At 68.2% G+C, this 13,437-nt stretch carries 11 protein-coding genes and 1 pseudogene; 2 read left to right on the forward strand and 10 right to left on the reverse strand.

Annotation, left to right across the window (positions count from 1 at the left end; genetic code table 11):
- Positions 1-150 precede the first annotated feature (150 nt).
- Positions 151-681 (reverse strand): hypothetical protein, encoded by a 531-nt coding sequence (locus KIK15_RS00485; RefSeq protein ID WP_307851668.1) that lies wholly within the window; start codon positions 679-681, stop codon positions 151-153.
- A 291-nt stretch (positions 682-972) separates the two neighbouring features.
- On the opposite strand from KIK15_RS00485, the gene KIK15_RS00490 reads away from it, so the two are divergent.
- On the forward strand, positions 973-2,079 hold the full coding sequence (locus KIK15_RS00490) for an asparaginase domain-containing protein (protein WP_214242228.1): 1,107 nt from the start codon (positions 973-975) through the stop codon (positions 2,077-2,079).
- 23 nt (positions 2,080-2,102) lie between these two features.
- Here KIK15_RS00490 and KIK15_RS00495 read toward each other — a convergent pair whose 3' ends face one another.
- The gene (locus tag KIK15_RS00495) at positions 2,103-3,518 is read right to left on the reverse strand and encodes a DNA polymerase IV (protein ID WP_250323963.1); all 1,416 of its coding nucleotides are present in this window, start codon (positions 3,516-3,518) and stop codon (positions 2,103-2,105) included.
- 175 nt (positions 3,519-3,693) lie between these two features.
- Here KIK15_RS00495 and KIK15_RS18170 point away from each other — a divergent pair.
- A pseudogene (locus KIK15_RS18170) lies at positions 3,694-3,978 on the forward strand (TetR family transcriptional regulator); the annotation flags it as partial.
- A 3-nt stretch (positions 3,979-3,981) separates the two neighbouring features.
- Here KIK15_RS18170 and ileS read toward each other — a convergent pair.
- The 8 genes from ileS to ftsZ all read right to left on the reverse strand — a co-directional run bounded on the left by ileS (position 3,982) and on the right by ftsZ (position 13,253).
- A complete protein-coding gene (gene ileS, locus KIK15_RS00500) occupies positions 3,982-7,182 on the reverse strand; it encodes an isoleucine--tRNA ligase (RefSeq protein ID WP_214243160.1) in 3,201 nt (1,066 codons plus the stop codon).
- A 338-nt stretch (positions 7,183-7,520) separates the two neighbouring features.
- Positions 7,521-8,096, reverse strand: coding sequence for a hypothetical protein (locus KIK15_RS00505; protein WP_214243290.1), 576 nt, complete (start codon positions 8,094-8,096; stop codon positions 7,521-7,523).
- A gap of 142 nt (positions 8,097-8,238) precedes the next feature.
- Positions 8,239-9,066, reverse strand: a complete 828-nt coding sequence (locus tag KIK15_RS00510; RefSeq protein ID WP_214242229.1) for a DivIVA domain-containing protein — start codon at positions 9,064-9,066, stop codon at positions 8,239-8,241.
- 316 nt (positions 9,067-9,382) lie between these two features.
- The gene (locus tag KIK15_RS00515) at positions 9,383-9,670 is read right to left on the reverse strand and encodes a YggT family protein (protein ID WP_214242230.1); all 288 of its coding nucleotides are present in this window, start codon (positions 9,668-9,670) and stop codon (positions 9,383-9,385) included.
- Between the two features lie 69 nt (positions 9,671-9,739).
- On the reverse strand, positions 9,740-10,492 hold the full coding sequence (locus KIK15_RS00520; RefSeq protein ID WP_214242231.1) for a cell division protein SepF: 753 nt from the start codon (positions 10,490-10,492) through the stop codon (positions 9,740-9,742).
- 85 nt (positions 10,493-10,577) lie between these two features.
- A complete protein-coding gene (locus KIK15_RS00525; protein ID WP_214242232.1) occupies positions 10,578-11,336 on the reverse strand; it encodes a YggS family pyridoxal phosphate-dependent enzyme in 759 nt (252 codons plus the stop codon).
- Positions 11,333-12,085, reverse strand: coding sequence for a peptidoglycan editing factor PgeF (gene pgeF, locus KIK15_RS00530; RefSeq protein WP_214242233.1), 753 nt, complete (start codon positions 12,083-12,085; stop codon positions 11,333-11,335). The genes KIK15_RS00525 and pgeF overlap by 4 nt, the downstream gene beginning before the upstream one ends.
- A gap of 7 nt (positions 12,086-12,092) precedes the next feature.
- Positions 12,093-13,253, reverse strand: a complete 1,161-nt coding sequence (gene ftsZ / locus KIK15_RS00535; RefSeq protein ID WP_214242234.1) for a cell division protein FtsZ — start codon at positions 13,251-13,253, stop codon at positions 12,093-12,095.
- Positions 13,254-13,437 lie beyond the last annotated feature (184 nt).

Genomic DNA, 13,437 nt, shown 5'->3' on the forward strand with positions numbered 1-13,437 from the left:
TCCCGGCCGGCGGCCGGTCACGACCAGCACGCCAGCTGCACACGACGTCGCGGAGCACGACCGGTGCCCCCGGTAGGACGAAGCCCCCGAGAGCGGTCTCGGGGGCTTCGTGGTCGGGCCCGTGGTCGGCCCCGTGGTGATTGAACCTGCTCAGTTGGCCTGCGCGGGGCACATCGGGCTGGCCACCTTGTTGGTCTGCAGCAGCAGACAGACGGTGCTCTTGGCGAGCTTCCACTTGCCCTGGTCGTAGATGATCTGCGCCTCGACGGTGAGTGCAGGCTGCTGTGGCACGGTCACCTTCACCTTCACAGTCGCCTGACCCGGACCGGTGGCGATGACCGGTGCCTGCAGCACGTACGTGACGTCTGGGTTCTGCTTCTTGGCGGTCACCAGCTTGTCGAAGAGCTTGGGGTCGGCCGAGGAACCCTGCACCAGGGCCGTCTTGGCGCTGTTCGGTACCGCCGGGTCGAGCGCCTTCTCCAACAGTCCGTTCAGCGTGACTGCGCTCGGCGGCTTCGACGGGTCCGACACCCCGCCGTCGGCGCTGGTCGCCGCAGTCGTCGAGGCGGTGGTGGCTGCGGTGGTCTCGTCGCCTCCGGAGCCGCCGCTGTCACCGCAGGCCGCGATGGTGAGGAATGCGGCCACAGCCATACCCGCAGTGGCGATCTTGTGCAGCTTCACGTGTTCGTCCTTCATGTTGATTGCTCGTATGGATTCGGCCGATCAGGATTCCGCCGGTCGGGGTCCAGCTCGGGCGAGGCAGCGTGGTGGACCCGGGCCGACGGTCGGCCGAAACAGGGGCCCGGGTGACCGAACCGCGCACGGCACCGGCCGAGCCGAACTCGGCGGCCCCCGCGTCGGACCCACACTATGCCAAGTCGTTGTCCGATGATCCACCCCGTGACCGGCCACGGACGTCGGCGGACGGGCCCGATTTGACCGGTGACCAGGTACCCATCACTGTGATCGATCATGGCCGCTCCCCCGCACATCGTCCTCATCGGCACCGGCGGAACCATCTCGGCGGTGGCTGGGGGCGACGGGTTGATCGCGACCCGAACCCCCGACGAGTTGCTCGCGCCACACCGCGGTGACGACGTCACGGTGTCGACGCGCACAGTGCTCAACGTCGACAGCGCCGCCATCACCCCCGACGAGCAGTATCGACTTCTCGGCGCCGTGCTCGAGGCCCTCGACGACCCGACTGTGACCGGCGTCGTGGTCACCCACGGCACCGACTCGTTGGAGGAGTCGGCGATCCTGTTGGACCTCGCGCACCGGGATCGGCGGCGTGTCGTGCTGACCGGGGCACAGTTGCCCGCCGACTCCCCCATCGCCGACGGACCGGCCAATCTCACGGCGGCGTTGCGGTTGGCGGCCACCGGCCCCGGAGCTCCTCGTCCTGTCGCTCTCCGTCCCGACACCTCTCGTCCCGACACCTCCCGTCCCGACACCTCCCGTCCCGACACCTCTCGTCCCGACACCTCTCGTCCCGACACCTCCTATGTCTCGCATCCGGGAGCCGAGATCGGGGTGTCGGTGGCCTTCGGTGGACAGGTGTTGCCCGCTCGCGGGCTGTTCAAGTCCCACCTGACCGATGCGGCGGCATTCGACTGTGTGGCACCGGCACTGCATCGGGTGCTCACCCCGGACTGGGACCGCGCGCTGCTGACCGATCCGGCGGCGCGATCGGCAGCACTGGCGGCCGCCCGAGTCGACATCATCGCGCTGCACCCCGGCGTAGACCCCGACCTGCTCGCCGCCCATGTGGCCGCAGGTGCTCGGGCGTTGGTGCTGATCGGTCTCGGCTCGGGCAACACCCATCCCGGTGTGGTGGACTCCGTGCGCCGCGTCGTATCCGACGGCACGCCGGTGGTGGTGAGCACGCGCGTCCCGCATGGCGCGGTGCATCCGACCTACGGGGGCGGTGGCGGCGGAGTGGACCTGGTGCGCGCGGGTGCGACCCCGTCGACCTGGCTGCGGCCGCCACAGGTTCGAATGGCACTACAGGCCTTGCTGATCAGCGATCCGAGCGGGTTCACGGTCGGCGACTTCTTCGCCCGCACCCAGCCGATGTGAACGCGGCCGCACAGACCCCACGATCAGGCCTGCAGGGGCCCCTCGCGCTCGGCCGCGGTCCAGTCCAGGCTGTCGAGCGGGTCGGCGATCTGCAGTTCGGGTAGTGCGGCCGGGAATGTGCGGGCCGGGCCCGGACCACTCGCGCGGGTCTCGAACCGCACGGTGACCACTCCGTGGCCGCTGCCCTGCACCCAGCCGTGACCGAGGTCGGGGTGGTGGACATCGGTTCCGGTGATCCAGGTGACCTGCCCTGACTCGTCGACCACGCGTCCGCTGCGCTGTTGCACTCCGGCCACCTGGTCGTCGCCCCCACCGAGTGCCTCGGGGTCGTCGGAGACGGTCGGCGACTGCGGTTCGTCGGCGTTCGCCTCGGTGGGTGCCCCGATGGGCGGCACAGCCGATGCGGCGGGATCGAACAACAGGAACTGTTCCACCGAGCTCAGGCCGGCGTATCCGACACCCACCAAGCGCACCGGTCCGATGTCGACCGGGTCCAACGCCAGTCGCTGCGCCACCGCTTCGAGCACCTCCAGATCGGTGGTGGCCGTCGGCAGCGTGGCCGAACGGGTGAGAACCGCCATGTCCGCCTTCTTCATCTTCACCACCACCGTTCGCGCGCCGCGGCCGTCGTCGAGCAGCCGCCGGTGCGCAGCGGATGCGGCGCGAGAGATGGCCGGCCGCAACGCATCCAGGGTGATCACATCGTCGGCGAAGGTCGATTCGGCACTGATCTGTTTGGCCGAGGCCCGTTCGGCAACCGGACGATCATCGACGCCGTGGGCCAACCGGTGCAGCGCCGGACCCAACGCGGTGCCCAGGATCGAGGTCACCTCCATCGCCGACAGGTCGGCGAGCTGACCAACGGTGTCGATCCCGAGCCGGTGCAGACGATCACCGGCCACCGGGCCGATTCCCCACAGCGCCCGAACCGGTAGCGGCCGCAGGAAGTCCTGTTCGTCCTCGGGTGAGACGACCAGTACCCCATCGGGTTTGGCGAGACCGGAGGCGATCTTGGCGATCTGCTTGCCACTGCCGGCACCGAAGGAGACGGTGAGCCCCAGCTCGGCGCGCACCCGCGATCGGATCCGTTCGGCGAAGTCGACCACCTCGTCCACCGACGCCCCGACCAGCGCCTCCGGTTCCCCGAAGGCCTCGTCGAAGGAGAGCATCTCGATCACCGGAAGGTGCTCGCGCACCAGGGCGAACACCCGGCGACTGACCACCCGGTACACCCCGATGCGCGGCGGCACCACCACCGCACCGGCACCGACGAGTCGACGCGCCTGCTGCATCGGCATCGCCGAGTGCGCGCCGAACCGTCGCGCCTCGTAGCTGGCGCCGGCGACGACGCCGCGGCCACCGACCCCGCCGACGAGGACCGGCCGACCCCGCAGTGTCGGGCGGGTGAGCTGCTCGACGGAGGCGAAGAACGCGTCCATGTCGATGTGCAGGACCCACCGCGCCGTCCCCGTCCGGTCTGCCTGCACCACCGCTCCAGCCTAGGCAGCGCGCACCGACCGCCCGTCAGGCGCGGGGGTCAGCAGGAACGCCGGGATGAGTGACGCGATCGCGCGCAGTTCGGTGTCGGTCGAGCGGTGAGACACGTCGCCTCGGGGCCGGTCGCTGCGGGCGATCGCGCGGGACCTGGGCGTCGTCTGCTGCGCGGTCTACCGGTACGTCCGCAGCCGAGACGAACTGCTCACCCTGCTCGTCGTCGACGCGTCCACCGAGCTCACCGCCGCCGCGGTCACCGGGGTCGACGACGCCCGCGCCCGGATGGTGGCGCCCGGATGGTGGCGCCCGGCACGGCGACGCGGACCTGGGCACTCACCGAACCAGCATGCTGGGCCCTGCTGGACGGCACACCGGTTCCCCGGTTACGAAACCCCCGGTGAGCAGTGATCAGACCCGGGTCAGTTCCCCTCGTACACCGTCGCCGAGGTCCGTCGCCTCCGCGGCGAGGTCCGTCGGATCGACGACGTCGAGACGCACGGCGAGCACCTCGCCGGCGATGAGATCGCGGTGACGCCGCGCCCACTCCTGCCGCTCCTTCGGCACACCGAGACGCACCTCGATGCGGTCGGAGACGTCGAACCCGTGCGACCGGCGCGCGTCCTGCAGTTCCCGGATGCGATCCTTCGCCCACCCCTCGGCCTCGAGTTCCTCGGTGACGGTGGTGTCGAGCACCACCAGCCCCCCACCCGAAGGCAGCTCGGCCGTCGAATCCGGTTCCACAGCAACCAGTTTGCGACTGAACTCATCGCCGGTCAGGGCCAATCCGTCGGCCACCACCGTCTCGACACCATCGACGACCTCCAGACTCCAGGCCCCGGACTTGACCGCCTTGATGGCTCGCTGGACGTCCTTGCCCAGGCGAGGTCCGGCAGCGCGCGCATTGACCACCACCTCCACCTTCCCGAAGGCGTCGGCGTCGGCAGACAGCTGCACCGCCTTGACGTTCATCTCATCGGCGATCAGGTCGGTGTAGCCGACCAACCGAGCCGCTGAATCACCGGCGACGGTCAACGCGGGCAACGGAAGTCGCACCCGCAGCTTGTTCGCCTTGCGTAGGCTCGAGGCCACCGAACACACCTGCTGCACCTCGTCCATCGCGGCGACGAGGTCGGCATCGGCCGGTAGGTCACCTGCGGTGGGCCAATCGGCCAGATGCACCGAGCGACCACCGGTCAGTCCCCGCCACATCGCCTCGGTCAGCATCGGCAGCAACGGCGCCGCCAGCCGACAAGCCACCTCCAGGACCGTGTAGAGGGTGTCGAACGCGTCGGCTGCGGGCTCGCCGGCCACCTGCGCGTCTTGACCGGCCCAGAACCGTTGGCGTGAACGGCGGACGTACCAATTGGTCAGCGCATCACAGAAGTCGCGGAACGCCTCGCAGGCACCGGCCACGTCGTAGGTCTGCAACGCCGAGGTCATGGTGTCGCGGGTGACGGCGAGCTTGGCCAGGATGTAGCGGTCCAGAGTGTTCGTCGAGTCGGTCCGCCACGTGGCGGGCCGATCGGCGTAGAGCGCGAGGAAGCTGTAGGCGTTCCACAGGGGCAACATCGCCTGGCGCACACCCTCGCGGATGCCGCGCTCGGTGACGACGAGGTTGCCACCCCGCAGGATCGGCGAGGCCATCAGGAACCACCGCATCGCATCGGAGCCATCGCGGTCGAACACCTCGTTGACGTCGGGATAGTTGCGCTTGGACTTGCTCATCTTCGCGCCGTCGTCGCCCAGGACGATCCCGTGAGCGGCGGCCGTACGAAACGCCGGCCGGTCGAACAGTGCGGTGGCCAAAACGTGCAGGTTGTAGAACCAGCCGCGGGTCTGCCCGTTGTACTCGACGATGAAATCGCCCGGATTCCGCGCCGGCACCCCGGCTTCGGGGTCGCCGTCGAACCAGTCGGCGTTCTCGAACGGGTAGTGCACCTGGGCGAACGGCATCGAACCCGACTCGAACCAGCAGTCGAGCACCTCGGGGACCCGGCGCATGGTGGAGCGCCCCGTCGGGTCGTCGGGGTTGGGCCGGGTGAGCTCGTCGATGTGCGGCCGGTGCAGGTTGGTCGGGCGTACCCCGAAATCCCGCTCGAGCTCATCGAGGGAGCCGTACACGTCGACACGTGGGTGTTCGGGGTCGTCGGAGATCCACACCGGGATGGGCGCACCCCAGTAGCGGTTGCGACTGATGTTCCAGTCCTTGGCACCTTCGAGCCACTTGCCGAACTGCCCGTCCCGGATATGCGCGGGTGACCAGGTGATCTGCTGATTCAGCTCCAGCATCCGCTCCTTGATCGGGGCGACCGCGACGAACCACGACGGCACCGCCATGTAGATCAACGGTTTCCCCGACCGCCACGAGTGCGGGTAGCTGTGCTCGATCGTCTCGTGCCGCACGATCCGACCACTGTTCTTGAGGTCCTTGATGATCACCGGGTTGGCGTCGAACACCATGAGTCCCTCGTACGGGGCCACCGCGGAGGTGAAGCGTCCACCCGAGTCCAGCGGTTGCACCACCTCGATCCCGTTGGCGACTGCCAACTCCATGTCCTCCTCACCGAACGCCGGTGCCAGGTGCACGATCCCGGTGCCGCTGTCGGTGGTCACGTAGTCACCCAACAGAGTTCGATGCGCACGCGGATGGTCGACGAAGAAGTCGAACGGCGGCGTGTAGGTGGCCTCGGCCAGATCACGGCCGGCGTAGGTGTCGAGGACCTCGGCGTTGTCCCCCAGCTCGCGGGCGTAGCTCGCGATCCGGGCCGACGCCAGCAGGTACTCCTCGCCGTCCGCGGCGCGCACGCGCGCGTACTCGACATCGGGATTGACCGCGATGGCCAGGTTCGACGGCAACGTCCACGGGGTGGTCGTCCAGATGAGCGCTTTGACCCCCACCAGGTCCTCTGGCACCCCACCGGTCAGCGGCATGGCCACCGTCACGGCGGGATCCTGGCGCATCCGGTAGGCGTCGTCGAGCTTGGATTCCTGGTTGCTCAGCGGCGTCTGCTCGTACCAGCTGTAGGGCAGCACCCGATAGCCCTGATAGATCAGGCCCTTGTCGTGTAGACGTTTGAACGCCCACATGACCGACTCCATGTAATCCAGGTCGAGGGTCTTGTAATCGTTGTCGAAGTCGACCCAGCGGGCCTGGCGGGTGACGTAGGCACGCCACTCATCGGTGTAGCGCAGCACCGACTCGCGGCAGAAGTCGTTGAACTTCTCCACGCCCATCTTCTCGATCTCGGACTTGTCGGTGATCCCCAGCTGCCGCTCGGCCTCCAGCTCGGCGGGCAGACCGTGTGTGTCCCACCCGAATCGACGCTCCACCTTCTTGCCGAGCATGGTCTGGAAACGCGGAACGATGTCCTTGACGTATCCGGTCAACAGGTGTCCGTAGTGCGGCAGGCCGTTGGCGAACGGAGGGCCGTCGTAGAAGACGAACTCCTCGGCGTCGGCGCGCGCGGCGATCGAAGCGACGAAGGTGTCGTCGACGGCCCAGTAGTCCAGGACCGCCTTCTCCAGATCGGGGAATCGAGGAACTGACGCGCCGGTGCCGGTGACGTCGACGATCGGGTACGTCCGCCGACCTGTGGCCCCGTCCGACACAGCAGACTGGGCCGAAGCAGACTGGGCCGACGATGACTCGGTGGTGCGCTCGGTGCTCACAGCGAAAACTCCTCGTGCCAGGTCGTGGTGGACGACGTGTTCGGCACGGGGACGACGAAGACCTCGCCGCGGTACCACCCCGCTTGCACCGACATGCGGTGCCACTCATGACGATCCGCGGGTTCGCAGACCACCGACGGCTGTGTCGGGCCGTACCCGTCCGGTTCTACTGCCGCGACACGATGCCGCGGGTTCTTCCGGATGCTCCCCGGTGATGGCCGGATCGACGCTCCTGCGAGTCTAGGCCACAGTCGTCAACGACGTTCACAGGCCAACGCTCAGGAGCTCGACCCGTCGGCGCGGTGGCGGGCACGTGAATCGGCCCCGCGGCCTTCGACGGAGGGGACTTCGACGATGCGTGGGATCTCCGCAGTCGTCTCGGAGGCGGATTCAGATGCCGACACCTCGGTCGGCTCGGGCGGCGACGAGACCGGCTCAGGGGCCCTCGACGACCGGGCCATATCCGGCGCAGCAGGTGACCCTTCGCCGCCAGAGTCGTCGTGGGATCCGATCTGCGAACCCGAGACCTCGGGCTCAGGTGTGGGCGGGTCGGACACCACCGGGATCGGCGCGGTCAGCTCGGCTGCCGAGGGATCCTGCGAGGCCGGCTGCGCGGTGCGCCGACGACGGCGACCACTGCGAGCAGTGTGGACGGCGTTGCGGGTGCGAGTGACATACGGCGCCGCCGACCGCGTCAGCGCCGACGACAGCCCCAGAGTGTCGGCCAACAACAACAGGCCACCGACAACGCACACCACGATGCAAGCCACCGCCAACCACAGCGTCCCGGTGACCAGCGCCACGACCAGGAGGGCGAACCCGATGAGGGTGGCGGCCAGCGCCGACACGAGCACTGCGCTCAGCCTCCTCGAGCGGTCCAACAGATGTCACCGCCCAGATCACCCAGGCGAGAGCGGAACAAACCACCGTGTTGTCGGCAGAATCAGAGATCAGCCTGCCGACCGCCACGACGTCAGCCTGCCGGCTGCCACGACGTCAGCCTGCCGGCTTGGCGAACCCAGCCGAATTCGTGAAACCGCCATTGCCCGGGTCCGACGAGAAGGCGTCTGCGGGGCGCCCGCCGTTGTCCACCGGTGCCGCGCTGTCGCGCTGCTGCAGCTCCTCGAGCTGGGACTCCAGGTAGGTGCGCAGACGGGTTCGGTACTCGCGCTCGAAGTTCTTGAGCTGCTCGATCCGACCCTCCAGCACCGACCGCTGCTGGTTGATGGTGCTCATGATCTCGGTGTGCTTGCGCTCGGCGTCGGCGGCGAGGGCGTCGGCCTTTTCCTGGGCCTGACGCGTGGTCGCCTCGGCCCTGGTCTGCGAGTCGGCGAGAATGGCCTCCGAACGCTGCCGCGCATCGGCCAACATCCCCTCGGACTTGGTGCGTGCCTCGCTGACCATCGAGTCCGCCCGGGCCCGCGCGTCGGCGAGCAGTCCTTCGGACTCGGTGCGCGCATTCCCGGTCAGCCGATCGGCGGTGTCCTGGGCCAGGCTCAACACCTTGGCGGCGCGCACGTGTGAATCGTCGTCGGTGCTCGGGGTCGGGGCAGGCTCGCTGTAGGCCCGCGCCGGTGGCGCGAAAGACGCGGCCGGCGCTTCGTCGGCCCGCGGGCCCGACGATGTGGCCGAACGGGCCTGCGACAGATCCCCTTCGAGCTCCTCCACCCGCTGCTTGAGGTCGGTGTTCTCCTCGATCAGGCGCGCGAGCTCGGCTTCGACGAAGTCGAGGAACTGATCGACCTCGTCCTCGTTGTAGCCGCGTTTACCGATCGGAGGTTTGCTGAACGCGACGTTGTGCACATCAGCCGGTGTGAGCCGCATTGTCGGGTCCCCTTTAACAAATTGTGGTTCAGGCCATCAGGTAGTGGTCTTCAGGACATCCTCCACGGCACGTACGGTGCCGCCTTGGCCATCCCCGGTGTAACTAGCGTCCCATCCTGTCACATGAGAACCGTTTGTCGCACCCGGTCGCGGCATTCGCACCCCGGGAACCACAGCGTCGAACCCCATGCCCGCAGGTCGACGGCTTCCGGTGGTGTGGAGCCGATGATCACGTCCCCGGTCACAATAACGGCCCATATGGACTGTGATCCACTCACCGGCGCGGCGCACACACCCGAGGTGGGCCCATCGGCGGTCAGCCCGCGGTGGAGACCACCGACATCGCGATGAGGACCACGATCATCGTGATCATCAGCGACAGGTCCAGTCGGACCGGACCCAGCGGGATCGGCGGGATGATCCGACGAAGCGCCTTGATCGGCGGGTCGGTGCTGGTGAACACCGCTTCTATGGCCACCACCGAGGCACCCTTGGGACGCCACTCCCGAGCAAAGGAACGCACGAGCTCGACCACCAATCGCCCGAGCAACAGCAACCAGTAGATGAACAGCAGGGCGTAGAGCACCTCACGAACGATCGTCACGTCTCAACTCTGCCTGATGGTTGGATGGGCGGTGCAACCCGCATGTCCTCGACAGCGGGTCGCAGCAGGTCAGCTCTGGTTGTAGAACCCGGTCTCGACGATCCGGCGGCGGTCTTCGGGCGAGACGTCGACATCGGCGGGCGAGAGTAGGAACACCTTGGTGGCCACCTTGTCGAATGCGCCGCGCAGCGCGAACGCGAGTCCGGCCGCGAAGTCGACGAGTCGCTTGGCGTCCTCGTTGCTCATCTCGACCAGGTCCATGATGACCGGGCTCCCGTCACGGAACCGCTCACCGATCGTGCGGGCCTCACTGTAGTCACGGGGGCGCAGGGTGGTGATCTTGGCCAGCGGACTGCCCTCCTCGAAGACACGATCGATCGATTCCCGTGGATCCAGGGCCAGGGCGCCCCGGGTCACACGACCTCCCGCTCGCACCGGGCCCGCCGAACGCGCGGCGAGCGGCTCCAGGCGCGCGGGACGCCCGAGGCGCTCCATGGGTGCCGCGGTCCGGTCGGCTGCGCGTGCCGGACCGGCGTAGGCGTAGTCCGGAACTCGATCGAAATCACCGGCCTCGTCGCGGCTGACGTATTCACGGCCCAGGTAGTCCGGCTCGGCGTACCGGCGATCATGCACGTCGTACTCGGTCACCCCGCGCACGTCGTACTCGTCGGCGGCGTACCCGCCCCGCTCGGAGAACTCGTCGCGGCGCGACGATCGTGCGTAGTAGTCGTCACGTTCACGGCCGTCGTCGAGATAGTCGTCGTCGTAGTCACCGGGTGGGACCATGCCGAAGTAGGCCTTGAAGCGCTGCATGGTGGTCATTGTCTGCCTTCCTCACCTTCGGCTCCGCCGCAGGACGGTTGTGAAAGCTGGTGTCGCTGGTTCGCATGTGACTCATGTGGTTTAGCTAGGGCGAGACTAACGGCCGCGCACCCATGATCGCGGTACCGACACGCACGCAGGTGGATCCGTGGCGCACGGCCTCGTCGAGGTCCCCCGACATCCCGGCCGAGAACTCGTCGGCGTCGGGGTGGTGATCGAGGAAACCCGAACGGATCGCAGCTGCTCGCTCCATCCACATCGCCGGCGTCGATGACTGCGGAGCGATGACCATCAGGCCGCGCAGACGCAGCGCACGCTTGCTGCGCACGGCGGCGGCCAACGCGTCCAGATCGGTCGGCATCACACCACCTCGATCAGGCGCACCGTCGAGGTTGACCTGCACCAGCACATCCAGCAGGTCCGATCGCTCGCCCGAGTCCAGGGCGGTGCGCACGGCAACGTCGAGGGCATCGGCCAGCCGGGCGCTGTCCAGTGAGTGCACGACGTCGGCCCAACGACCGACCGAGCGGGCCTTGCGTCGCTGAATCTGTCCGATCATGTGAAACGCGATGGGGTCGTCGACCACGGCGCGCACCTGATCGGCCTTGGTGCCCGCCTCCGGTTCCCGAGACTCACCGAAGGCGCGGCAGCCCAGGTCGTAGAGGGCTAGGACGTCAGCGGCCGGAAAGAACTTGGTGACCACCAGCAGGTCCACCTCGGCCGGATCACGTGCGGCGCGCGCGCACGCCGCGTCCAGACGCGTGCGCACCTGCTCCAACCGGCCGGCCAGGTCGGCCACCCGCACAGGATCCGGTCGTCCGGCGCCGGGATCGTGGGCGGTCATCGGCCCGAACCGGCCGAGGCTTCCGAGTCGATCCAGATCACCGACGCCAAGCGTCCGGTGGGCGCACCTGCGCGATGGCTGAACAGGGTGGGATCGGCGATGGTGCAGCGCGGATCTCGTGCCACCGCAGAGACTCCGGCGTCCACCAGCTGCCGAGTGATCCCGGCCCGCAGATCCAGGCCCGGGGTCCCCTTGGTCGTGCGGGTGGCACTGCCGGGCAGGTGGGCCTCGACATCGGCCTGCATATGGGCGGGCACCTCGTAGCGGTCACCACCGGCCGCGGGACCCAGCAGCACGCCCATGCGCTCAGGCCGCGCACCCAGTGCGATCATCGCCTCCAGGACCACCGGGATGATCCCGATGCGAGCGCCCACCCGTCCGGCATGCGCGGCGGCGATGACCCCGGCCTCGTCGTCGCTGAGCAACACCGGCACGCAGTCTGCGGTGACGACCACCAACGCCAGATCGGGTTGGGTGGTCACCAGCGCGTCGGTGGCCGGCACCGCGGTGGCACGCGGACCATCGACCACGGTGACGGTGCGACCGTGGATCTGTTCCATCCACACCATTCGGGACTCGGCCACACCGATCTGCACGGCCAGACGAGATCGGTTGGCCCGCACGGCTGCTGGGTCGTCGCCCACATGATCGCCGAGATTGAAGGTGTCGTAGGGCGGGGCCGAGACACCACCGGCGCGGGTGGTGATGACCCGTCGCACCCGCCAGGTGGGGGTCGTGACGGAAGACACGGAGAGCTCAGCGCTTCATGAACGGCGGCACGTCCACGTCGTCGTCATCGTCGAGGGTGACAGCGTTGCGACGCGGAGCCGGGCTGTCGGCGAACGGATCACCTGGGGCGGGCCGATCGCCGAAGACACTGTCGGTCGAGGTGGGGCTGTTGACCGAGCCGGCACTGGCCGAACCCACCGTCGAGCGGCCCGTGGTGCTTGGTGTGCGCAGCCGCGACGGAGCGCCCGCGTCGAATCCGGCGGCGATGACGGTGACCCGTACCTCGTCGCCGAGGTTGTCGTCGATCACCGTGCCGAAGATGATGTTCGCGTCCTCGTGGGCCGCCTCCTGGACCTGGCTGGCCGCGTTGTGGATCTCGAACAGACCCAGGTCGCTACCACCGGCGATGGACATCAGGACACCGCGCGCACCCTCCATCGACGCCTCGAGCAGGGGCGAGTTGATCGCTGACTCGGCGGCCTTCTTCGCCCGGTCCTCACCGCGGGCGGAGCCGATGCCCATCAGCGCACTACCTGCGTCTTTCATGACGCCCTTGACGTCGGCGAAGTCGACGTTGATCAGTCCCGGGGTGGTGATGAGGTCGGTGATGCCCTGCACACCGTTGAGCAACACCTCGTCAGCGCTGCGGAACGCGTCCATCAGCGTGACTGCCGCGTCACCGAGCTGCAGCAGCCGGTCGTTGGGGATGACGATCAAGGTGTCGCAGGACTCCCGCAGGGAGGCGATGCCTGCGTCGGCCTGTCCACCGCGGCGCTTGCCCTCGAAGGAGAACGGCCGGGTCACCACACCGACGGTCAGTGCGCCGAGCTTGCGGGCGATGCTCGCCACGACGGGCGCACCACCGGTGCCGGTGCCACCGCCCTCGCCTGCGGTGACGAACACCATGTCGGCACCTTTGAGTAGTTCTTCGATCTCGTCCTTGGCGTCCTCGGCGGCCCGCCGACCCACTTCTGGATCGGCGCCCGCGCCGAGGCCACGGGTGGAGTCGCGACCCACGTCGAGTTTGACGTCGGCGTCGCTCATCAGCAGGGCCTGGGCGTCGGTGTTGATGGCGATGAACTCGACACCCTTGAGGCCCTGTTCGATCATCCGGTTGACGGCGTTCACGCCACCGCCGCCAATGCCGACGACCTTGATGACGGCCAGGTAGTTGTGCGGTGGCGTCATGACACTCGCCTTCTGTGCGTGGTTGTGCGTGTTCAGGGTCCGGCTGCGGCGACCGTCCGCGCAAAGGCGTTGAGGCACCGAGCCCGCACCCGACTGCTCGGAACCCTCGACCTCAACCATAGGGTTAGAGTTATGTCAAGTAGTCGGGCGCTGATGAGAACGCTAGGCACCCATCGGTCGTCGA

Origin of the sequence: Williamsia sp. CHRR-6 (genome assembly GCF_018474015.1) — a bacterium.
Lineage (GTDB): Bacteria > Actinomycetota > Actinomycetes > Mycobacteriales > Mycobacteriaceae > Williamsia_A.